The 21,547-nt window shown below is 61.3% G+C and carries 18 protein-coding genes; 12 read left to right on the forward strand and 6 right to left on the reverse strand.

The features are described from left to right. Positions 1-112 precede the first annotated feature (112 nt). The 4 genes from HFK74_RS08845 to edd all read right to left on the reverse strand — a co-directional run bounded on the left by HFK74_RS08845 (position 113) and on the right by edd (position 5,232). Positions 113-1,582, reverse strand: a complete 1,470-nt coding sequence (locus HFK74_RS08845) for an ATP-binding protein (RefSeq protein ID WP_008056764.1) — start codon at positions 1,580-1,582, stop codon at positions 113-115. Continuing rightward, a complete protein-coding gene (locus HFK74_RS08850) occupies positions 1,572-2,303 on the reverse strand; it encodes a response regulator (protein ID WP_008056763.1) in 732 nt (243 codons plus the stop codon). The genes HFK74_RS08845 and HFK74_RS08850 overlap by 11 nt, the downstream gene beginning before the upstream one ends. A 152-nt stretch (positions 2,304-2,455) precedes the next feature. Continuing rightward, positions 2,456-3,409 (reverse strand): glucokinase, encoded by a 954-nt coding sequence (locus HFK74_RS08855; RefSeq protein WP_180203170.1) that lies wholly within the window; start codon positions 3,407-3,409, stop codon positions 2,456-2,458. Beyond that, the gene (gene edd, locus HFK74_RS08860; RefSeq protein WP_008056761.1) at positions 3,406-5,232 is read right to left on the reverse strand and encodes a phosphogluconate dehydratase; all 1,827 of its coding nucleotides are present in this window, start codon (positions 5,230-5,232) and stop codon (positions 3,406-3,408) included. The genes HFK74_RS08855 and edd overlap by 4 nt, the downstream gene beginning before the upstream one ends. Before the next feature lie 220 nt (positions 5,233-5,452). Here edd and gap point away from each other — a divergent pair, with 220 nt between their 5' ends. From gap to HFK74_RS08915, 11 genes are all read left to right on the forward strand, one after another. Then, the gene (gene gap / locus HFK74_RS08865; protein ID WP_180203171.1) at positions 5,453-6,454 is read left to right on the forward strand and encodes a type I glyceraldehyde-3-phosphate dehydrogenase; all 1,002 of its coding nucleotides are present in this window, start codon (positions 5,453-5,455) and stop codon (positions 6,452-6,454) included. Positions 6,455-6,680: 226 nt separating this feature from the next. Then, entirely contained in the window at positions 6,681-7,145 is a 465-nt protein-coding gene (locus tag HFK74_RS08870; protein WP_180203172.1) for a methylglyoxal synthase, read from the forward strand. 77 nt (positions 7,146-7,222) lie between these two features. Then, on the forward strand, positions 7,223-7,741 hold the full coding sequence (locus HFK74_RS08875; protein ID WP_180203173.1) for an RNA polymerase sigma factor: 519 nt from the start codon (positions 7,223-7,225) through the stop codon (positions 7,739-7,741). 101 nt (positions 7,742-7,842) lie between these two features. Next, positions 7,843-8,808 carry a FecR domain-containing protein gene (locus HFK74_RS08880; RefSeq protein WP_180203174.1) on the forward strand — a complete coding sequence of 322 codons (966 nt, stop codon included), beginning with the start codon at positions 7,843-7,845 and terminating at the stop codon, positions 8,806-8,808. A gap of 122 nt (positions 8,809-8,930) precedes the next feature. Beyond that, complete coding sequence (locus tag HFK74_RS08885) at positions 8,931-11,495, forward strand: TonB-dependent receptor (RefSeq protein ID WP_180203175.1); 2,565 nt, start codon at positions 8,931-8,933, stop codon at positions 11,493-11,495. Positions 11,496-11,611: 116 nt separating this feature from the next. Next, positions 11,612-12,220, forward strand: coding sequence for a biliverdin-producing heme oxygenase (locus HFK74_RS08890; RefSeq protein WP_180203176.1), 609 nt, complete (start codon positions 11,612-11,614; stop codon positions 12,218-12,220). 166 nt (positions 12,221-12,386) lie between these two features. Further along, positions 12,387-12,776, forward strand: coding sequence for a YbaN family protein (locus HFK74_RS08895; RefSeq protein ID WP_180203177.1), 390 nt, complete (start codon positions 12,387-12,389; stop codon positions 12,774-12,776). A gap of 201 nt (positions 12,777-12,977) precedes the next feature. Then, positions 12,978-15,116, forward strand: a complete 2,139-nt coding sequence (locus tag HFK74_RS08900; protein WP_180203178.1) for a methyl-accepting chemotaxis protein — start codon at positions 12,978-12,980, stop codon at positions 15,114-15,116. Positions 15,117-15,162: 46 nt separating this feature from the next. Beyond that, positions 15,163-16,509: a CoA transferase gene (locus HFK74_RS08905; protein ID WP_180203179.1), complete on the forward strand. Its 1,347-nt coding sequence runs from the start codon at positions 15,163-15,165 to the stop codon at positions 16,507-16,509. A gap of 4 nt (positions 16,510-16,513) precedes the next feature. Next, positions 16,514-17,485 carry a hypothetical protein gene (locus HFK74_RS08910; protein WP_180203180.1) on the forward strand — a complete coding sequence of 324 codons (972 nt, stop codon included), beginning with the start codon at positions 16,514-16,516 and terminating at the stop codon, positions 17,483-17,485. Positions 17,486-17,629: 144 nt separating this feature from the next. After that, positions 17,630-17,947, forward strand: coding sequence for a helix-turn-helix transcriptional regulator (locus HFK74_RS08915; RefSeq protein WP_180203181.1), 318 nt, complete (start codon positions 17,630-17,632; stop codon positions 17,945-17,947). A 22-nt stretch (positions 17,948-17,969) separates the two neighbouring features. Here the strand turns inward: HFK74_RS08915 and HFK74_RS08920 are convergent, their stop codons facing one another. Beyond that, positions 17,970-19,499, reverse strand: coding sequence for an amidase family protein (locus HFK74_RS08920; RefSeq protein WP_180203182.1), 1,530 nt, complete (start codon positions 19,497-19,499; stop codon positions 17,970-17,972). A 129-nt stretch (positions 19,500-19,628) separates the two neighbouring features. Then, positions 19,629-20,687: an MBL fold metallo-hydrolase gene (locus tag HFK74_RS08925; protein ID WP_180203183.1), complete on the reverse strand. Its 1,059-nt coding sequence runs from the start codon at positions 20,685-20,687 to the stop codon at positions 19,629-19,631. A gap of 216 nt (positions 20,688-20,903) precedes the next feature. Between HFK74_RS08925 and HFK74_RS08930 the strand changes: the two genes are divergently transcribed. Beyond that, positions 20,904-21,515 (forward strand): TetR/AcrR family transcriptional regulator, encoded by a 612-nt coding sequence (locus HFK74_RS08930; RefSeq protein ID WP_180203184.1) that lies wholly within the window; start codon positions 20,904-20,906, stop codon positions 21,513-21,515. Positions 21,516-21,547 lie beyond the last annotated feature (32 nt).

The following is a 21,547-nucleotide window of genomic DNA, read 5'->3' on the forward strand; positions in this document are numbered from 1 at the left end:
GTTGAAGGGTCTGACGCCATCGCGAGCAGGCTCGCTCCCACAGGGGTTCTGTGTCGTACGCAAATCCAATGTGGGAGCGAGCCTGCTCGCGATGAACGATAACTCGGTATTCCTAATCAACACTGCGCGGCAATTGCAAAGTCACCCGCAACCCACCCTCACGCAAATTCTGCAAACTCACTTCCCCCCCATGACTATGGGCGATATTGCGCGCAATCCCCAACCCCAACCCATACCCCTGCTGTTGCCCGGCCAAACGAAAGTGCGGCTCGAACACCTGTTCCAGCCGCTGCTCGGGAACCCCCGGCCCTTCATCATCGACATGCAGGACAAACGCGCTGTCGTCGTCATCGATGTGCAGGTGGGCGTTCTGGCCGTACTTCAGGGCGTTGTCGATCAGGTTGCCGATGCAACGCTTGAGCGCCAGCGGTTTGCCCGGATAAGCCGCCAGGGCACGCCCTTGCTGGGTCACGCGACCGTTACCGGTGGGAGACAGGTACGGCTCCACCAGACATTCGAGTACATGATTGAGATCCACCGGCTCGATGTTTTCGTGGATGTCGGTGTCCTTCACACATTGCAGCGCGCCCTTGACCAGCAGCTCCAGCTCATCCAGATCGCGACCGAACTTGGCTTGCAGCTTTTCGTCTTCCAGCAACTCGACGCGCAGGCGCAAGCGGGTGATGGGCGTGCGCAGGTCATGGGAAATCGCGCTGAACAGCTGGCTGCGCTCGGTCAGGTAACGGCTGATGCGCTCGCGCATGGTGTTGAAGGCGCGGCCGACTTCGACCACTTCACTGCCGCCGCCTTCGGCCACCGGCTCGACGTCGGCGCCCAGTGACAGGTCCCGCGCCGCCCGCGCCAGGCGCTTGAGCGGCCGGCTTTGCCAGTGCACCAGCAGGCCGATGAACAGCAACAAAAAGCCGCTGGTGAGCACGATGAACCACACTTGCTGCGCCGGCAGGCCTTGCTCTTCAAGGCTGGTGTAGGGTTCGGGCAACAGCGAGGCGATGTACAGCCATTCGCCGGGCGCCATCTGGATCTGCGTAACCAGCACCGGCGGGTTCACCGGTTCCAGGGTCAATGCGTAGTGCGCCCAGGAGCGCGGCAGTTCGTCGAGCTTGAGCCCGCCATTGAAGATCCGCAGGTCTTCGGGGCTGACAAAGGTCACCGAGATATCGGTGTCCTGCCCCAGGGACTGGCGCAGCACTTCGTCCACCGCCTTGATCACCGCCTCCTTGCGGGGCGTGATCGGCAGCACTTCCATGCCCAGGGGTTTGTCATTGAGCGTCACCACGAACCGCGTGCCACCCATGCTGCGCAGCTGGTCGAGTACCAACGGGCGGTAGGCCACCGGCAACGAGCGCAGGTAACTGACACTGGCATTCATCGAGTGCGCGAGGCTGCGCGCGCTGGTGACCAGGCCTTCGAGCTGGGTCGCACGTAATTGGGAGACCCAGATCACGCTCGACAATGCCTGGGCGAACAACACCGCGAGTAACGTCAGCAACAACATGCGCCCGAGCAGCGAGCGTGGCACCGGCACGCGGCCGGCCAGCTTGCGCAGGAAATCAGTGACCATTGGCGGCAACCACACTGGCTGCCAACTGATAGCCGCTGCCCCGTACGGTGCGAATCAGTCGCGGTGGTTTTTCCGTATCGCGCAGTCGCTGGCGCAAGCGACTGACCGCCATGTCGACGATGCGATCGAGGGGCATCAAGTCGCGGCCACGGGTGGCGTTGCCGATCGTGTCGCGGTCGAGGATTTCCTGCGGATGATCGAGAAACAGCTTCAACAGGGCGAAGTCGGCACCGGACAGAATCACCTCTTCGCCGTCGATGTGAAACAGGCGATGACTGACCATGTCCAGGCGCCAGTCATCGAAGGCCAGCACTTCGCTCCCGGAGCGCTCCTGACCGAACTGCGCCCGGCGCAGCAAGGCCTTGATGCGCGCCTGCAGTTCGCGGGGGCTGAAGGGTTTGCCCAGGTAGTCGTCGGCGCCCAATTCCAGGCCGATGACCCGGTCGGCCTCGTCGGAACTCGCGGTGAGCATGATGATGGGTACCTGCGACTGGCGCGGGTGCTGGCGAATCCAGCGACACAGGCTGAAACCGTCTTCGTCCGGCAGCATCACGTCAAGGATCACCAGGTCGCTGGGGGCCTCGTTGAGGGCCTGGCGAAAGCCTGCACCATCGGGCGTGGTACGCACCTGGAACCCGGCGCGGGTCAGGTAGGTGTCCAGCAACTCGCGTATCTCTTGATCGTCATCGACCAACAAAATCGACTTGTTGACTGAGCTCACGGGGCGGCGTCCTTGTTGTTTGAATTGGGCGGATTATGCCTGATGAACTGATCGTTCCCACGCTCCGCGTGGGAATGCCTCAAGGGACGCTCCGCGTCCAGTGACGCGGAGCGTCACGGGCTGCATTCCCACGCGGAGCGTGGGAACGATCACTAGTGTGCCTGCTCCAGCGCTACGCCGGCACCAACAAGACCGGAATACGGCGCTGTCACCAGCCACACCGGAATCCCCTTGAAGTAATCGCTCATGCACCCCTTGTCGGCAAAGCACCTGGCGAAACCACTTTCAAGGAAGAAATCGGCAAAGCGCGGAATCACCCCGCCAACGATGTACACACCACCGCGCGCGCCGGTGGTCAGCACGTTGTTGCCCGCCACGCGACCGAGCCAGCAGCAGAATTGTTCGAGCACTTCCAGGGCAATTGGATCACCCGCCAGGCCAGCAGCGGTGATCGCTTCCGGCGTGTCGAGTACCGGCTCGTGGCCGTCCACCGCACAAATCGCCCGATAGACCCGTGGCAAGCCGCCGCCGCTCAACGCCGTTTCGGCGCTGACATGCCCGATCTCGTTGAAGATGTGCTGCCACAGTTGAGTCTCGCGCGGACTGCTCAACGGCAGATCGACGTGACCACCCTCCCCCGGCAACGCGGCAAATCGCCCTTCACCGAGATCAAGCAACGTGCCGACACCCAGGCCCGTGCCCGGACCGATCACCACCGCCGGGCGCAACGGCTCCGGCGTGCCTTCGCAGACCACGCGGAATTCGCCCGGCTGCAAACGCGTCATGCCCAGGGCCATGGCGGAAAAATCGTTGACCAGCAACAGCTGATCCACCTGCAAGGCCTGACAGAAACCCCGGCGACTCAGGCGCCAGTGATTGTTGGTGAACTTGAATTCGTCGCCGCTCACCGGGCCTGCCACCGACAGGCACACCGAACCGATCGAACCCGGCGCCAGGCCAAGCCCGCTCAGGTAGAGGCTGATGGCCTCTTCCGGGCTGGCATGGTCGGCCGTCGCCAGCACCTGGACCGATTCCAGCTGCTGGTTTTTCCACAACGCGAACCGTGCGTTGGTGCCACCGATGTCACCGACCAAAGCCAGTTTCAATTAAGCGTCTCCAGGGCAGAAGTGAAGGCGCTGGCCCCCTGCTCTGCCGAGCTGAAGGCCATGCGCATGAAACCAAACAGTTCGCGACCGGTGCCGATGTTGTTGCCCAACAGGCCTTTTGCCGGCGTGCGTGCTGCGAATTCTTCGGCGTCCACCTTAAGCTCCAGGGTGCCTTTGACGCCATCGACGCGGATGATATCGCCCTCCTGCACCCGCGCCAAAGCGCCGCCCACGTAAGCTTCGGGGCTGACGTGGATGGCCGCCGGGATTTTCCCCGACGCGCCGGACATGCGCCCGTCAGTGACCAGTGCCACCTTGAAGCCGCGATCCTGCAGCACGCCGAGGAACGGCGTCATCTTGTGCAGTTCCGGCATGCCATTGGAGCGCGGGCCCTGGAAGCGCATCACCGCGACGAAATCCTTCTCCAGCAAACCGGCCTTGAACGCATCCGCCAGGTCCTGCTGGTCCTGGAACACCATGGCCGGTGCTTCAACGATCTGGTTTTCCAGTGCCACGGCGGAAACCTTCATCACGCCGCGACCGAGGTTGCCTTCCATCACACGCAAGCCGCCCTCCGGCGAGAACGCCCGGGCGACTGGGCGCAAGATGCTTTCATCGAGGCTTTCGGTGATGCCTTCGCGCCAGACCAGTTCGCCGTTATCGAGGAACGGCTCCATGGTGTAGCGGCGCAGCCCGTGGCCCAGCACGGTGTTGACGTTTTCGTGGAGCAGCCCGGCATCCAGCAGTTCGCGGATCAGGAACGACATGCCGCCCGCGGCCTGGAAGTGGTTGATGTCGGCCTTGCCGTTCGGGTAGACGTGGCTCAGGGTCGGCACCACCTCGGAGAGATCGGCCATGTCCTGCCAGGTCAACTGGATACCCGCCGCCATGGCGATCGCCGGCATGTGCAGGGTGTGGTTGGTCGAGCCGCCGGTGGCGTGCAGGGCGACGATGGAGTTGACCAGCGAACGCTCGTCGACGATTTCGCCGATCGGCAGGTAGTCGCCGTTCTGTTTGGTAATGCGCGTCACCTGATGCGCCGCTTCGCGGGTCAGGGCGTCGCGCAATGGCGTGTTCGGGTTGACGAAGGACGCGCCCGGCAAATGCAGGCCCATGACTTCCATCAGCAACTGGTTGGTGTTGGCAGTGCCGTAGAAGGTGCAGGTGCCGGGGCTGTGGTAGGAATTCATTTCCGACTCCAGCAGCTCTTCACGGCTGGCCTTGCCTTCGGCGTAGCGCTGACGCACGTCGGCTTTCTGCTTGTTGGAAATGCCCGACACCATCGGCCCGCCCGGCACGAAGATCATCGGCAGATGGCCGAACCGCAGCGCGCCCATCATCAGGCCCGGGACGATCTTGTCGCAGATGCCGAGCATCAGCGCGCCATCGAACATGTTGTGGGAAAGCGCCACGGCGGTGGACAGCGCGATCACTTCACGGCTCGGCAGGCTCAGCTCCATGCCCGGTTCGCCCTGGGTCACGCCATCGCACATGGCCGGGGTGCCGCCGGCGAACTGGCCGACGGAGCCGATTTCACGCAGGGCCTTCTTGATCAGCTCAGGAAAGACTTCATACGGCTGGTGCGCCGAGAGCATGTCGTTATATGACGAAACAATTGCGATGTTGGCGGAGTTCATCATCCGCAGGCTGTTCTTGTCGTCGCTGCCGCAACCGGCCACGCCATGGGCGAAGTTGGCGCATTGCAGCTTGCCGCGCATCGGACCGTCGCTGGCGGCATCGCGGATCAATGCAAGGTAAGCCTCACGCGTGGCGCGGCTGCGGGCGATAAGCCGTTCGGTGACCTCAAGGACGCGGGGATGCATGTGTAGAACTCCAGGCTAACGGATGTGGCGACCTGATTGTCTATGCTGATCAAACACCGGTGTCGATGGGATGACAGACGGCTTTCTTGACCATTCGGACCAGTTGATTCAGGTCACTCGTTGTAGATTGAACAAAATATTGCCATTAAAAAGGCTTGTTTTCTATTTTTTTGCGAATAATCTTGTAATTCCAACAACAAAACGACGGCGGCGCTGACAAATGACTCTACGAATCGCAATCAATGGTTTTGGCCGAATCGGTCGTAACGTCCTCCGGGCACTCTATACCCAAGGCTATCGCCAGGATTTGCAGATCGTCGCCATCAACGACCTGGGCGACAGCGCGATCAATGCGCACTTGCTCAAGTACGACACGGTTCACGGCACGTTCGATGCCGATGTCCAGCATGATCAGGAAAGCCTGACCGTCAACGGCGACCGTATCGCGGTCAGCGCCATTCGCAATCCGGCCGACCTGCCCTGGGCCGCGGAAAAGATCGATGTGGTGTTCGAATGCACCGGTCTGTTCACCGACCGTGCCAAAGCCGCCGCGCATATTACGGCCGGAGCCCGCAAAGTGATTATCTCGGCCCCGGCCACAGGCGCCGACGCCACTGTGGTTTATGGGGTCAACCACGACATTCTGCGCCAATCGCACCAGATTATTTCAAACGCCTCGTGCACCACCAACTGCCTGGCCCCGGTGGCCCAGGTGCTGCACCGCGAACTGGGCATCGAAAGCGGCCTGATGACCACCATCCACGCCTACACCAATGACCAGAACCTGACCGACGTCTACCACACCGACCCGTACCGCGCCCGTTCGGCCACCCAGAACATGATCCCGAGCAAGACTGGTGCAGCCGAAGCGGTCGGCCTGGTGCTGCCGGAACTGGCGGGCAAACTGACGGGCATGGCGGTGCGCGTGCCGGTGATCAACGTCTCCCTGGTCGACCTGACCGTTCAGCTGAAAAAAGAAGCCAGCGCAAAAGAGGTGAACGAACTGCTCAGGCAAGCCGCCCAGCACTCGAAAATCCTTGGCTACAACACCTTGCCGCTGGTCTCCAGCGACTTCAACCACAACCCGCTGTCGTCGATCTTCGACGCCAACCACACCAAGTCCAGCGGCAAGCTGCTCAAGGTACTGGCCTGGTACGACAACGAATGGGGCTTCTCCAACCGCATGCTCGATAACTGCCTGGCGCTGTGCAACGCCGAATAATTCGGCACGTCACACCCGAACCGCGATTCCGTAGGAGCCAGGCTTGCCGGCGAAAAACGATAACGCGGTTTTACAGATACACCGCAGCGTCTGGTTCGCCGGCAAGCCTGGCTCCTACAGGCGAAGAACGATAACGCGGTTTTACAGACACACCGCGGCGTCTGGTTCGCGGGCAAGCCTCGCTCCTACAGAGTAGTGGCGTTATCGACATCGTTTGGAGCCCCCCATGATCGGCATCACCTTTACCCAAAAGACCATGGCCGCGCGCAAGCGCATCGCCCTGGTCGCCCATGACCATTGCAAAGTGTTTTTGCTGGACTGGGCCGAACGACAGAAAGACCGGCTCGCGCAACATGAACTGGTCGCCACCGGCACCACGGGGTTGTTGTTGCAACAACGCCTCGACCTGCCAGTGGAGAGCATGATCAGCGGCCCATTGGGCGGAGACCAACAGCTCGGCGCGCGAATCGCCGAGCAACGGGTCGACATGCTGGTGTTCTTCTGGGACCCGTTCGAACCACAGCCACACGACCCCGACATCAAGGCATTGCTACGGGTCGCGGCGGTCTGGAACATTCCGGTGGCGTGCAACGAATGCAGCGCCGACTACCTGCTCAGCAGCCCGCTGATGGATCAGGCGCACGGGCATCGGATTCCTGATTACGCCACTTATTTGCAGGGTCGGGCGTAAAACTTCACAAATCAGTACTTGACCATTCGAGCGGATGATAAGCATTATCATTCACTCGAAATGGATCAGGTCCTCCCGTGAGTCAATCGCGCTTCAACGACGTCTTCATCAACCAGCGAATCTCTCTGCTGCGTACGCTGGAGCGGATGGTCAACAATCACAGCACCGCCGAAGACCTCTTGCAGGAGACCTACCTGCGCGTGAGTCGTGCACTCAGCGAGCGGGCCATCGATCACCTGGAACCCTTCGTTTTCCAGACCGCCCGCAACCTGGCACTGGACCATTTGCGCGCGCGACGCATCCACTCGCGCACCATGGTCGATGACGTGCCACTGGATGTGGTGGAAAGCGTCGCCGCCCCCGTCAGCAGTGCCGAGGACGCCGCCCATGCCGAACAATTGCTCGAACGTTTGAACGTGCGCCTCAGTCAACTCAGTTCCCGCCAGCAGCAGATTTTCATCCTCAGCCGTCTGCACGGCCACAGCTATCTGGAGATCGCCGAGAAACTCGGCGTCTCACTCAGTACCGTGCAGAAGGAGCTGAAACTGATCATGACCATCTGCATCGGCGTCGCCGACCGGTTGAACGGCCACTGAGTCAGCCTTGGCTCGACGACCTTGTTCATCAGGGCTACCCTTGGCCCTCTTTTGCGCTTCACTAAAAAAACAGCCGTGCACAGACACGCCGAGGAAACACCGTGACGGACACCCACCGCGCCCCTTCGCCTTCCGCGGCGCAGGCCACAGCCGAGGCGATGGACCAGGCCCTGGACTGGCTGATCGTGCTGGACAGCCCGAGCGAAGAACAGACCCGCCAGTTCCACCAATGGCTCGCGGCCGACCCGGCCCACGCCGAGGCATTCGCCAAGGCCCAGGCGATCTGGAACGGTGCGCCCGTCACGCAATGCGCGCAAAAAATGGCGGCACAACCAGCAAAAGTCAGCGTACTGTCGCGCCTGCGCCCGCACTGGAAGCCGTTGGCCACTGCCGCCGTGCTGATCCTCGGCCTTTTCAGCTTCAGCAATCTGCCGATGCGCCTGCAGGCCGATCACCTGACCGTGGTCGGTGAACGCCAGCGCCTGCAACTGGAGGACGGCTCGAAAGTCCTGCTCAATACCAACTCGGCGTTTTCCAGCACCATCAACGACCAGAAGCGCGTGGCCCGGCTGTATCAAGGCGAGGCGTTTTTCGAAGTGCAACCGCATCGCGGCCTGCCGCTGGAAATCGACGCGGGTCGGGTCACCGCGAGTGTCCGTGATACGGCATTTGCCGTGCGTTACCTCGACGGCGTGACCCAGGTTCGGGTGCAGCGCGGGGATGTCGACTTGCGCGCCACCGGCGACGACGCCCGGGTTCGGCTGACGGCCGGGGAAAGCATCCGCATCGGCCCCAACGGTTTCGACCGCCCGGCCAAACTCGATGCGGCCACTGACCTGGCCTGGGTCCAGGGTCGCCTGGTGTTTGAAAACTGCCCGCTGAACCAGGTGCTGGCGGAGCTGCGTCGCTACTACCCTGGCTGGATCATCAACAACAACGAGCAGTTGGCGAATGTTGCCGTGACCGGAAATTATCGCCTCGACCAGCCGCTGGACGTGGTCCGCTCGCTGGCTCACATCACCTCGGCACAGCTCAAGGAATACCCTGCGCTGGTCATCTTGAACTAAATGAGAATTATTTTTACTCGATAGCTGAACCTCGTACGTCTCGTTATAGCCAATGCAATTGATTCGCATCTCTAAATGCCAATCAGCACCTATAAAGATTCGTGCGACACGGAGCGCTATCGATGTCCTCTCGCCTTACCCGCCCAGCCACTTCACCTTCCCGCGTACTGTCGCTGCTGACCGCCGCCATCCTGATGGCCGGTACTGCGCCGGTCATGGCCGCCACTGCTTCCGAGCAGACGGCGCGCAAAATGGGCGATTACGCGTTCACCATTGCGCCACAGCCGCTGGTGTCGGCACTCAATTCGTTCACCGCCGTGACAGGCTGGCAGGTCGGCTTTTCCGCCGAACTGGCGCAAGGCATCGACTCACCGGGCGTGCGCGGATCGCTGCCACCGGAAAAAGCCCTGGAGCGCCTGTTGGTGGGGACCAACCTGAGCTATCGCAAACTCGGCAACAACAACATTGTGCTGGAGCGGCGCGCCGTCGCCGGGGCCCTCAACCTGGAACAGGTGACCATCAGCGCCACTCGCCAGGAACAAGACATCAACAGCGTGCCCAGCACCGTCACTGTCCAGACTCGCGAAGATCTCGACCGCAACAACGTCAATAACATCAAGGATCTGGTGCGCTACGAGCCGGGTGTGTCGGTAGGCGGCACCGGTACCCGCGCGGGCCTTTCCGGCTACAACATCCGCGGCATCGATGGTGACCGCGTATTGACCCAGGTCGACGGCGTGCAAGTACCCGACGGTTTCTTCAACGGCCCGTATGCCCAGACCAACCGCAACTATGTCGACCCGGAAATCGTCAAGCGCGTGGAAATCCTGCGCGGCCCGGCTTCAGTGCTGTATGGCAGCAACGCCATTGGTGGCGCGGTCAGCTACTACACGCTGGACCCGGACGACATCATCAAGCCAGGCCAGGACGTCGGTGCTCGCCTGAAGACCGGCTACAGCTCGGCCGATGATAGCTGGCTCACCTCCGGCACCGTGGCCGGGCGCACCGGCGACTTCGACGGCTTGCTGCACCTGAGCCAGCGCAACGGTCATGAAACCGAGTCCTACGGCGAAACCGGTGGAACCGGCCTGGACCGCACCGAAGCCAACCCCGAGGACGTGCGCACCACCAACGTGCTGGCCAAACTGGGTTGGAACTACGCCGACGATGCGCGCTTTGGCTTGACGTACGAGCACTACAAGGACGATCGCGACACCAATCAGCTGAGCGCCGTGGGTGGCCCGTTCAACGCAGGCCGCGGCTTCGGCTTCTACCAGTCGCGCACCGGCAACGACACCATCACCCGCGAGCGCTTCGGCCTGGATCACCGCTTCGCCGTGGACAGCCTGCTGGCTGACAACATCAAGTGGACGTTGAATTACCAGATCGCCAAGACCGACCAGAGCACCGAAGAAATCTACGCGCCGTCGCGCACGGTGCTGCGTAACCGCGATACCACCTACAAGGACCGCCAATGGGTATTCGATGCCCAGGCTGACAAGGCCTTTGCCATCGCCGACACCGACCATGTCGTCACTTACGGCACCACCATCAAGCAGGACAAGGTCACCGGCCTGCGCACCGGTAGCGGCACCTGCCTGACCGTGGCCGGCGCGTGCCGCGTCATCGGCGCTGCCAGCGCTGCCGACACCCTGACCCCGGCCAGCGACTTCCCGGACCCGACCATCAACACCTACAGCCTGTTCGCCCAGGACCAGATCGCCTGGAACAATTGGACCTTCATGCCCGGCCTGCGCTACGACTACACCCAGCTCAAGCCGCACCTGACCGATGAGTTCCTGGCCACGGCCGACCAGAGCGGCAACGGCGAGGTCAACGAGGACAACAAGACCTGGCATCGCCTGTCGCCGAAATTCGGCACCACCTACCGCTTCAACGACCACTACACCTGGTACGGCCAGTACGCCGAAGGCTTCCGCACGCCGACTGCCAAAGCCCTTTATGGACGCTTCGAAAACGTGGCGGGCGGCTACCAGGTCGCACCCAATCCAGACCTCGAACCGGAAAAGAGCAAGAGTTATGAAACCGGCCTGCGTGGCCAGTTCGACGCCGGCACCTTCGATGTCGCGGTGTTCTACAACAAGTATCGCGACTTCATCGACGAGAACGCCATTACCCCCGGCTACACCGAGACCACTTTCCAGAGCAACAACATCAAGCACGCCACCATCAAGGGCCTGGAGCTCAAGGGGCGCTTGAACCTGGATACCTTCGGCGCGCCAAGCGGCCTCTACACCCAGGGCTCGGTGGCCTACCTGTATGGGCGCAACGATGACAGCGGCGAGCCGCTCAACAGCATCAACCCGCTGACCGGCGTCTTCGGCCTGGGCTATGACCAGGACCAATACGGCGCGCTGCTGAGCTGGACCCTGGTCAAACACAAGACCCGGGTCGACAGCACCAGCTTCAACACCCCGGACGGCACCAGCACCCAGTTCAAGACACCGGGTTACGGCGTGCTCGATCTTGCAGGCTTCTACAAGGTGACCGACGACCTGACCGTCAACGCCGGCCTGTACAACCTGACCGACAAAAAGTACTGGCAGTGGGATGACGTACGCGGCTACGACAGCGTCGGCGAAGCCTCGGTGACCCAGCCCGCCAACCTCGATCGCCTGACCCAGCCTGGACGCAACTTCGCGATCAATCTGGTCTGGGACATCTGAACCCGTGCACCTCACCGCGCGATGCTGGTAACAGCCGCCCGGTGAGGATTTTTTACTGTCATGCACCTGCTCATTCGTCTCGTTACCAAGCGCCTCTTTTTTCCCAAGGATTTGCCATGACCACCCAGGACACCGCCCAACGCCCCACCCTGCGTTCGCAACGCTTGAACCAGGTCACCAACGAGCCGCACAGCAAGCTCGATGCACTGGTCAAAGCCCATGCCCCCTTTGAAACCCAGGCCAATTTCGCCCGCTTCGTGGTGGCGCAATATCTGTTCCAGTCGGAACTGGTGGCGCTGTACAACGATGCCGAACTGACGGCCATCGTCCCGGACCTGCCAGCCCGTTGCCGTGCCGATGCGGCCAAGGCGGACCTGGCGGACCTCGACACCGAAGTGCCGGCGCCGGTTGCAGGTGCACTGCAAAACCCGACCAAGGCCCAGGCCCTGGGCTGGCTCTTCGTCTCCGAAGGCTCGAAGCTGGGTGCCGCGTTCCTGATCAAGCGTGCCGTGGGCCTTGGCCTGAGCGAAACCTTCGGCGCCCGCCACCTTGGCGAACCGGCCGGTGGCCGCGCTGAAGGCTGGAAAAGCTTCGTCAAGACCCTGGACGGACTCGAACTCAGTGCGCAGGAAGAAGCCGAGCTGGACAAAGGCGCCATCGATGCCTTCAACCGCTTCACGGTGTTGCTGGAACAGGCTTATTCGACAGTTGCCGAACCGGCCTGATTGATACTCCACAAATCCTTGTGGGAGTGAGCGTGCTCGCGATGACGGACTGACATTCAAAAGTGATGTCGACTGTAAGACTGCTATCGCGAGCAGGCTCACTCCCACAAGGGATCGAGTCAGCCTGCAAGATCTTCATCAAGCCTCACATGCGTCCTTTGAGCTTATGCCTGCCTCTTCAAAACTCGCCCGCCTCCTCTTCGGTCTGCTGGCCTATGTCAGCCTCGCCATCGGCCTGGTCGCCATCGTCATACCCGGCCTGCCGACCACCGAATTCATCCTGCTGGCCGCCTGGGCTGCCACCCGAAGCTCGCCGCGCCTGAGTGCCTGGTTGGAAAATCATCGGCTGTTCGGCCCCATTCTCCTTAACTGGCGCAACGGCAAGATCATCGCGCGTCGGGCCAAGGTCAGCGCCACCGTCAGCATGCTGCTATGCGCCACGTTGATGCTGGTGATGCTCGACCACGGCTGGCCGATCTACCTGGCGATTGTCGGCATGGGCCTGGGCAATCTGTGGATCTGGTCGCGACCGGAATCACTGGCGCCACAACCTTAGGTTTCGCCGCGACTTTTCCCGTTTTTCACCCACTTTTCGGCACATTTTCCCGCGCAAACGTTTAACCATGACCGTTCGTCGGCAGCCCCCTCATGCAACCTGTGCCCCAGGCCGATGTGCATTGATTGGCGCTAAATGGATTTGGCGTGTCGAGCCGCAATGGCTCACAGCCGACCCTTCATCCATTCGCGAGCTCGCCCTATGTTCGACTCACTGTCCATCCGCCTGAAAATCGTCCTGCTGTCCGGCCTGTGCCTGCTTGGCGTGGTTGCATCGATAGTGGGCATGAACCTCTATCAGACCAATCAGAACGATGAGCTGGTCAGCACCTCCAGCAGCAGAATGCTGACCGACAGTGTGCAGAACCTGCTCCAGGCCAAAGCCGCGGAGCAAGGGGTGCGGGTGCAGAAGACGTTCGGTGAAACCCTGACGGTGGTGACCGCCCTGGCGGACCAGATCAAGGACCTGCGCAACATGGCCGCCAAGCGTTCGCTTGAGCCCGGCGCCCTGCGTGAAGAGTTGAACCAGAGCCTGAAAACCGCCTTCGAACGCAACGGCAAAGTGCTGGGCATCTGGCTGGCTTTCGAACCCAACGGCCTGGACGGCAGAGACAGCGAGTTCGTCAGTGACGCCGCCCGCCAGTCCAACGAGATCGGCCGCTTCGCGACCTATTGGAGCCGTGCCGGAGGGGAAGCGCTGAACACGATCATGGTCGAAGAGGACATGACCAAAACCACCCTGAACCTCAGCGGCACGCCCTACAACGTCTGGTACAACTGCCCTCGGGACAGCAAGCGCATCTGCCTGCTCGACCCGTATGCCGATACCGTTGGCAACAAGGAAGTGTTGATGACCACCATTTCCGTGCCGCTGCTGGTGGATGGCAAGTCCATCGGCGTGGTCGGTATCGACATCGCCCTCGACGCGCTGCAAGCGGCGGCGGTCGACTCCCAGCGCGAATTGTTCAACAACGCCGGCCACATGCTGATCGTTTCCGGCACCGGTGTGATGGCGGCGTACAGCGTCGACCCGACGAAAGTGGGCAAGAGCATCGGTGACACCCTGGGTGCGGACGGCAAGGACATCCTGCAATTGCTCGCCAGCGGTGCGCCGAAGATCCTCCAACAGGGCGACCTGATTCGGGCGGTGTATCCGGTCAGTCCGATTGCCGACGCCAAGGCGTGGGCCGTGGTGATCGACTTGCCCAAGCAAGTGCTGCTGGCCGATTCGGTGAAGCTGCAAGCGGTACTCGACGACGCCCAGCAGAGCGGCACGATCAAAGCGCTGGGCGTGGCGATCATTGCCGGCATGATCGGCCTGTTGCTGATGTGGCTGACCGCGTCGGGCGTGACCCGACCGATCAACAGCGTGGCCCAGATGCTCAAGGCGATTGCCAGCGGCGACGGCGACCTGACCCAACGCCTGCACTACGGCAAGAAGGATGAACTGGGCGAACTGGTCAGCTGGTTCAACCGTTTCCTCGACAAGCTGCAGCCGACCATCGCGCAGATCAAGCAGAGCATTACCGATGCGCGCGGTACCGCCGACCAGTCTTCGGAAATCGCCCGCCAGACCAGCGAAGGCATGCAGGTGCAATTTCGCGAAATCGACCAGGTCGCCACCGCGTCCAATGAAATGAGCGCCACCGCCCACGACGTCGCCAACAGCGCGTCGAATGCCGCCAGCGCGGCCAAGGGTGCCGATCAGTCGGCCCGCGATGGCATGCAGATCATCGAGCGCAGCACGCGCGACATCAATCAACTGGCCGACGAAGTCAGCAAGGCCGTGACTGAAGTCGAGGCATTGGCGGTCAACAGCGAGCAGATCGGTTCGGTATTGGAAGTCATCCGCAGCATCGCCGAACAGACCAACCTGCTGGCGCTCAACGCGGCGATCGAAGCCGCTCGCGCTGGCGAAAGCGGTCGCGGTTTTGCGGTGGTCGCCGACGAGGTGCGCAACCTGGCCAAACGTACCCAGGACTCGGTGGAAGAAATTCGCCTGGTGATCGAACGCATCCAGAGCGGCACCCGCGGCGTGGTCGCCACCATGCACTCGAGCCAGACCCAGGCCCACAGCAACGCCGGGCAGATCCAGCAAGCGGTCCAGGCCCTGGGCAAAATCAGCGACGCGGTCACGGTGATCAGCGACATGAACCTGCAGATCGCCAGCGCCGCCGAACAGCAAAGCGCCGTGGCCGAAGAGGTCAACCGCAATGTTTCGGCCATCCGTACCGTCACCGAAACCCTCACCGGACAAGCCACCGAATCGGCGCAGATCAGCAGCCAGCTCAATGCCCTGACCACCCAGCAGATGAAACTGATGGATCAGTTCCGGGTGTGACCGGTTTTTGATTTATGCTCGGGCTCTCGCTCCGGAGGGCCCTTCGATGACTGATTTGCTCACGTCCATTCAAGCCGAACTCGGCATGCCGCACACCCCCATTGCGTTCACCTCCAGCGGCGCCCTGCCCTCGGTGTTCGCCGTCACCGACCTGGCGTCCGCCAGCATCGCCGCCGCAGGGCAAGCTGTCAGCGAATTGCTGCACCAGCAGACCGGACGCTTGCCCGGCCTGGAAGTCGACCGGCGCCTGGCTTCCTTCTGGTTTTCCAGTTCGATCCGCCCGCTGGGCTGGAGCGTCCCACCTCTGTGGGACCCGGTCGCCGGTGACTATGCCGCCAAGGATGGCTGGATCCGCTTGCACACCAATGCGCCCCATCACCGAGCCGCCGCTGAAGCCGTGCTGGGCGCCTGCGTAGACCGCCAGGCGATGGCCAGCAAAGTGGCGCAATGGGCCAAGGGCGATCTGGAGCAGGCCGTGGTCGAGGCCGGTGGTTGTGCCGCCGAAATGCGCAGCCGGGAACAGTGGCAGGTCCATCCGCAAGGGCTCGCGGTCAACGCCGAACCGCTGATTCAGTTCACCACTGGCCACAACCGGCACAGCGAACGCTGGCAAGGTTCGGTGGCCCGACCACTGGCCGGAATCAAGGTGCTGGACTTGACCCGCGTGCTCGCAGGCCCCGTCGCCAGCCGCTTCCTCGCGGGCCTGGGCGCTGATGTTCTGCGCATCGACCCACCCTCCTGGAACGAGCCGGGCGTAGTGCCGGAGATGACGCTGGGCAAGCGTTGTGCACGCCTGGATCTGCACGATAAAACCGATCGAGCTGTATTCGAAAACCTGCTCAAGGACGCAGACATCGTGCTTCACGGCTACCGCGCCGATGCGCTGGAGCGTCTGGGCTATGGTGCCGCCGAACGCCAGCAACGGATTCCCGGCCTGATCGACGTGTGCCTCAACGCCTACGGCTGGAGCGGCCCGTGGCAGAACCGCCGCGGCTTCGACAGCCTGGTGCAGATGAGCAGTGGCATCGCTGACGCGGGCATGCACCTCACGCGTGCGGACAAACCGACGCCCTTGCCACTGCAGGCGCTCGATCACGCCACCGGGTACTTGATGGCGGCCAGTTCGATCCGGTTGTTGGCAGCACGCTTGAACAACGGACAGGGTGGCTCGGCGCGGTTGTCGTTGGCGCGTACGGCAAAGCTGTTGATCGACAACGGCCTCGGCAGCGACCAGCCGTTGCGGGCCGAAGATGAACACGATCAGGGGATGCTGGTCGAGCAAACCCCATGGGGCCCGGCGCATCGCTTGCACGTGCCGTTGAAGATCAGCGGGACGTCGCTGCAGTGGGCGCTTGCAGCGTCTGAATTGGGTTCACATCGCGCACAGTGGTAACACCATGAAATTTGACCTCGCCTATTGCCTCGGCCTCGACGAAAAACTGTCGATCTACGACGTGCGCGATCTGAACTTCGACGAGACGATGGCATTCGATTCCGCGAAAGAACATTTCCAGTGCCCCAACGATGCCTGTCGTTTGGCGTTCGATGGGACGAACGCGTTGGGCACGTTCAACGCCAAGAACGTGAACTACGTGCGCACGCCGCACTTCAAGAATCTGCCCGGCACGCGGCATGTTGCGGGTTGCCCTTATGTGAGCCTGAAGACCCCGGCTTTGGCCGTGGAGGCGGACGGCGAGGAAACGGACGACAGTCGCGAGGAACATTTCCCCTCGGAACTGCTGCTGAATCGGCGTGAGTATGTGCGCAAGCCGTCGCCCCTGGCCGGGGCTGCCGATTTGCAAAGGGATGCACCACCAGCGGCTCCGGCGGCCACCCAGGTCGAGTTACCCGAGCGCGAATCGACGCCGGACAAGACCCGTGTCTTCGCCCATCCGGTGGAATGCTTCGTGTCGAACTTCGAGGACAAGGCGCTGCTCAAGCGCATGCCCTTGAAGATTGGCGAGCACACGGCAACCTATGCCGGGTTTTTCAAGAAGATCGAGTACCTGCAAGACAACAAGGGGCTGATTTACTGGGGCAAGATCAAGCAGATCAAGGATTACACCCAGAGCTTTCGCATCGATTTCGAGAAGAAGGCCTGGTTCGAAAAGAAGCCGTACCCGGTCAACGTTTACCTGAGCAAGAAGCTGATCGACAACTACCGCAAACGCAAGGCGTTCCTGGAGGAAATCAAGCACGCCATCGAGGGCGGGCGGCCACTGTATTGCTTCTTTTATGGCGTCCAGCCTGCATTGCAGCAGGTGCCCAGCAAGAAAAACCCCGAGCAGACGTTCGGCGTGTTCAGCGCCAACATTGAGAATCTGGATCATTTTATCGTGCGGGAGGCGCCGCAGTTGGAGGGCGAGTAATACCCGGCACGCAGGCAGTGACCTTCCGTCTGGCCAAGGGGCCGGAAATCGCAAAAATCGAAAAATGCGTTTGATCCGGATCGAAAACAACTGTACAAAAACACAGTACATTTGAATTCAACACTCTCGAGCCCGGAGAACCCCATGGCCTCTCAAGCGATGAAAATCACCCTGGAACGTATCGCCCTCTTCCAGTTCACCCCGGCCCACTGCGCCCAGGCCCGAGCGATGCTGGGCTGGAGCGTGGAAGTGTTATCCCGCGAAGCCGGGGTTTCGGTGCAGGCCATTGAGCGCTTCGAGGCGCGGCAGGAGGTGCTGGACGTCACGCGCCTGGCCCTGGCGTATCGGCTTGAATCGGAGGGGCTGGTGTTCTTCCCGGGGTTTGCGCCGGGTAGAGGGATGAATGTGCAAGGGGCAACGCCGAATCCGGTGGGGCGAGCGGATTTTGCGATGGTTGAGTGAGGTCGCAACTCCACCCTTTCAGCTACGACCCGACTTTCACTGGTGAGCGCTGCGGCTTGAATGCTGGCGTTGGCCGCGCATGGGAGGCTTGTTCATAGCCATAAGCCAATGCCAGGAGACTGGCTTCGCTCCAGCGTGCACCGAAGAACAGTGCAGAGGTGGGCAGTCCTTCTTCGTCCGCTCCAGTGGGTACCATGAGGCTGGGATAACCCGCCAGTGGAACAATGTCCAACCCCGGTGAGCCGACATCCAGCACCACGGCATCCAGTTGATGCCGCGCCAGGACCTCATCGATGGCAGCGGCGTTTTCACGCTGGATTGTCTGCCACAGGTCTTCGTAGGCGCGCTCGTCAAACGCCACATTGTTGGCCGCGATCAATACGCTTTGCCCATGGCCTTCGACGCCGGGAGTGTGTTCATTGAAGCGCACCAGTTCTTCCAGGTTCTGGATGGCCAGCCCGGTTCGTTTCGCGAGGTATTCGGGCAGGTGTCGCTTGATTCCCATCGACAGGGCCTCGTCCACTTGGGCTGACTGCGGGTCATTGAGTTCGATGGGAATCAACGTTGCGCCGGCGGCCTGCATGACTTCCAGCGCCCGGGAAAACTGCGGATCGCTCTGCGATGCCTCACCGCTCAAATCGAACTTGAGCGGATAGCCGAGGCGCCGCCCCACCAACGAACCAGGTTTCAACAATGCCGTGTAATCCACGCCATTGAGGGTGCGGGGTTTGCTGACCGGATCGGCAGCGTCATGACCCGTCATGGCATTGAGCAGCATTGCTGCATCGCGAACGGTACGAGCCATCGGTCCCGGAGTGTCGAGTTTGTGCGTGACCGGAACAATGCCACTGCGACTCAGCAACCCTACCGTGGGCTTGAGCCCCACCACGCCATTGAGCGATGCCGGACAGATAATTGAGCCGGCGGTTTCCGTCCCTACGCTGATGGGCGCAAAACCTGCGGCCACTGCCGCGCCGGAACCTGAGCTCGAACCGCAGGGCGTCTGGCTTAACAGATGCGGATTCCTGGTTTGCCCGCCTCGGCCACTCCAGCCGTCGGGAAGCGCGGGGTCACGGAAATTTGCCCACTCACTGAGGTTGGTTTTGCCCAGAATGATCGCGCCTGCCGCCCTTAGCCGTTGCACGATAAAGGCATCACTGGCGGCGGGCTGCCCGATCATGGCCAATGAGCCCGCGCTGGTCTGCATCTGGTCAGAGGTATCGATGTTGTCTTTCAACAACACTGCAATACCGTGTAACGGGCCACGAACATGCCCGCCTTCGCGCTCTCGATCCAGCGACCTGGCAATCGCCAACGCATCGGGGTTGAGCTCAATGATCGCATTGATCGTTGGGCCGTTTTTATCGAGACTCTCAATGCGTTGTAGCAGATGTTGCACCAGCGCTTCGGCACTCAGTTGGCCGCGCTGCATTTGCTTGCTGATTTCATCGACACTCAAGTATTCCAAGGGTTGCGCATTGGCGTAGCTTGCAAGCGAAAGCACAACAACCTGGGCCAGCCGCATCATGCAGCCTTTCATTTTTACATCCATGTGAATGACATCCTTGTGGTAGCGAGTGAATGAGCTCACTCGCTACCCAGCCTACAGACTCGGCCGGAAATGTCCGTCATCACTTGCCCCAGGATCACCCAGGAAAACTCGCCTCGTGCTGTAGTCGCTTTACCCGAGGCTTTGTTGATTCTCGTAGACCTGCTCTTCGACTTCATACCACCATGCAGTACCGCGCTGCGCAGCCATCACATTGAATGCCTCGCCCATCCGTGGCGTGGTGATCGAGACATTGCGCTCCCAGGCCAGGGCCAGGATGCGGTCGAAGGGTTCGTACCAGGCATGCGTCGACAAGTCGAAGGTGCCGTTGTGAATCGGTAGCAGCCAGCGCCCCTTGAGGTCGAGGTGGGCTTGCAGGGTCTGCTCAGGCTGCATGTGCACATGGGGCCAGTCGACGTTGTAGGCCCCGGTTTCCATGAGGGTCAGGTCGAAAGGTCCGTATTGTTCGCCGATACGCTTGAAGCCGTCGAAGTAGCCGCTGTCGCCACTGAAGAAGATCCGCGTGTCGCCATCGATCATCACCCACGAAGCCCAGAGGGTGCTATTGCCGTCGAACAGGCCGCGACCGGAAAAGTGCTGCGAGGGGGTGGCGACGAACTCAATGCCCTCGACCTCGGTGCCCTGCCACCAGTCCAGCTGACGGATTTTGCCGGCGTCGATACCCCACTTGATCAGGGTGTCGCCCACACCCAACGGGGTGAGGAAGTACCTGGCCTTGTCGGCAAGCTTGAGCACCGCATGATAGTCCAGGTGGTCGTAGTGGTCGTGAGACAGGATCACCGCTTCAATCGGCGGCAATTGGTCGAGGCTGATCGGCGGCAGGTGAAAACGCTTGGGGCCGGCCCATTGCACCGGGGAGGCGCGTTCGGCGAACACCGGGTCGGTAATCCAGAATTTGTCCCGTAGTTTGAGCAGTAGCGTGGAGTGACCCAGGCGATAGACGCTGTGGTTCGGCGCGGCCATCAACGCCGCTTGCGTCAGCGGTTGCACCGGCACAGGCGCCGTCGGGCGGGTGTTGAGTGGCTTGTGAAACATCGCGTTCCAGAGGATGCGCAGGGTTTTGCCAAGGCTCAAACGCTGTATCGGTCGATGGTTTTGAAACTGCCCTTGAACCTGTCGGGAAGCTTCAGGCGTGGAGGCGCTGTTCGCCGGGGGAGTTGATTTGGCCATGGGGAAATGACTCCAGAAAAACCGCACGCTTCACGATTTTCCGTTTTTGGACGATAAATGGCCAAGGCACGCACGCATCAGCCGAACACTCTATTTTTTACCGGGCAGGATTAACAAAACATTACACTGCACAGTGTAGTTTCAAGGTTGCAGCAAAGCCGTTCACAAGTAAACTGCTGAGTGTAATTTTCATTTCCTCCTGCCCAAAGCGTATTTATGACAGCTCCAAAGCGCCTCACCGACCGTAAACGCGAAGCCATCATTCAGGCGGCGATTTTCGAATTCCGTGCCAATGGTTTCGACATCACCAGCATGGACAAGATTGCCGCCACCGCTGGTGTGTCCAAGCGCACGGTGTACAACCACTTCCCCAGCAAGGAAGAGTTGTTCGCTGAAATCCTCAATCAATTGTGGGAACGGGTATCGGCGGAGCATGAAACGCCCTACCACCCCGAGCTGCCCTTGCGTGACCAGATGCGTCACCTGCTGACGGCAAAGCTGCAGATGTTGAGCGATGAAAATCTACTCGACCTGGCGCGGGTGGCCATCGCTGCCGCCATCCATTCTCCCGAGCGCGCGCAAAGCATGGTGAACCGAATGGGTGAGCGTGAAGAAACCCTGACCCTGTGGATTCGTGCCGCCCAGGCCGATGGACGCCTGAAAGCGGTCGCCCCGGAATTTGCCGCGCAACAGGTCCATGGCATGCTCAAATCCTTTGCATTCTGGCCGCAGATTTCCATGGGATTGCCGGGTTTGTCGGCCGAGATGCAGGGCACCGTGGTCGAGTCGGCGCTGGACATGTTCCTGGCCTGCTATGAGTTGCAATAAATGACAATTTCGACGGCGGTCTCGAAGGATTG

It is taken from the genome of Pseudomonas sp. SbOxS1 (assembly GCF_013416725.1).
Classification (GTDB): Bacteria; Pseudomonadota; Gammaproteobacteria; order Pseudomonadales; family Pseudomonadaceae; genus Aquipseudomonas.

Bases quoted from the DNA above. Each gene is read 5' to 3' on its own strand.
- HFK74_RS08845 (WP_008056764.1), bottom strand. From the start codon at position 1,582: ATGGTCACTGATTTCCTGCGCAAGCTGGCCGGCCGCGTGCCGGTGCCA.
- edd (WP_008056761.1), bottom strand. From the start codon at position 5,232: ATGCATCCCCGCGTCCTTGAGGTCACCGAACGGCTTATCGCCCGCAGC.
- gap (WP_180203171.1), top strand. From the start codon at position 5,453: ATGACTCTACGAATCGCAATCAATGGTTTTGGCCGAATCGGTCGTAAC.
- HFK74_RS08870 (WP_180203172.1), top strand. From the start codon at position 6,681: ATGATCGGCATCACCTTTACCCAAAAGACCATGGCCGCGCGCAAGCGC.
- HFK74_RS08885 (WP_180203175.1), top strand. From the start codon at position 8,931: ATGTCCTCTCGCCTTACCCGCCCAGCCACTTCACCTTCCCGCGTACTG.
- HFK74_RS08890 (WP_180203176.1), top strand. From the start codon at position 11,612: ATGACCACCCAGGACACCGCCCAACGCCCCACCCTGCGTTCGCAACGC.
- HFK74_RS08895 (WP_180203177.1), top strand. From the start codon at position 12,387: ATGCCTGCCTCTTCAAAACTCGCCCGCCTCCTCTTCGGTCTGCTGGCC.
- HFK74_RS08900 (WP_180203178.1), top strand. From the start codon at position 12,978: ATGTTCGACTCACTGTCCATCCGCCTGAAAATCGTCCTGCTGTCCGGC.
- HFK74_RS08905 (WP_180203179.1), top strand. From the start codon at position 15,163: ATGACTGATTTGCTCACGTCCATTCAAGCCGAACTCGGCATGCCGCAC.
- HFK74_RS08910 (WP_180203180.1), top strand. From the start codon at position 16,514: ATGAAATTTGACCTCGCCTATTGCCTCGGCCTCGACGAAAAACTGTCG.
- HFK74_RS08915 (WP_180203181.1), top strand. From the start codon at position 17,630: ATGGCCTCTCAAGCGATGAAAATCACCCTGGAACGTATCGCCCTCTTC.
- HFK74_RS08920 (WP_180203182.1), bottom strand. From the start codon at position 19,499: ATGGATGTAAAAATGAAAGGCTGCATGATGCGGCTGGCCCAGGTTGTT.
- HFK74_RS08925 (WP_180203183.1), bottom strand. From the start codon at position 20,687: ATGGCCAAATCAACTCCCCCGGCGAACAGCGCCTCCACGCCTGAAGCT.
- HFK74_RS08930 (WP_180203184.1), top strand. From the start codon at position 20,904: ATGACAGCTCCAAAGCGCCTCACCGACCGTAAACGCGAAGCCATCATT.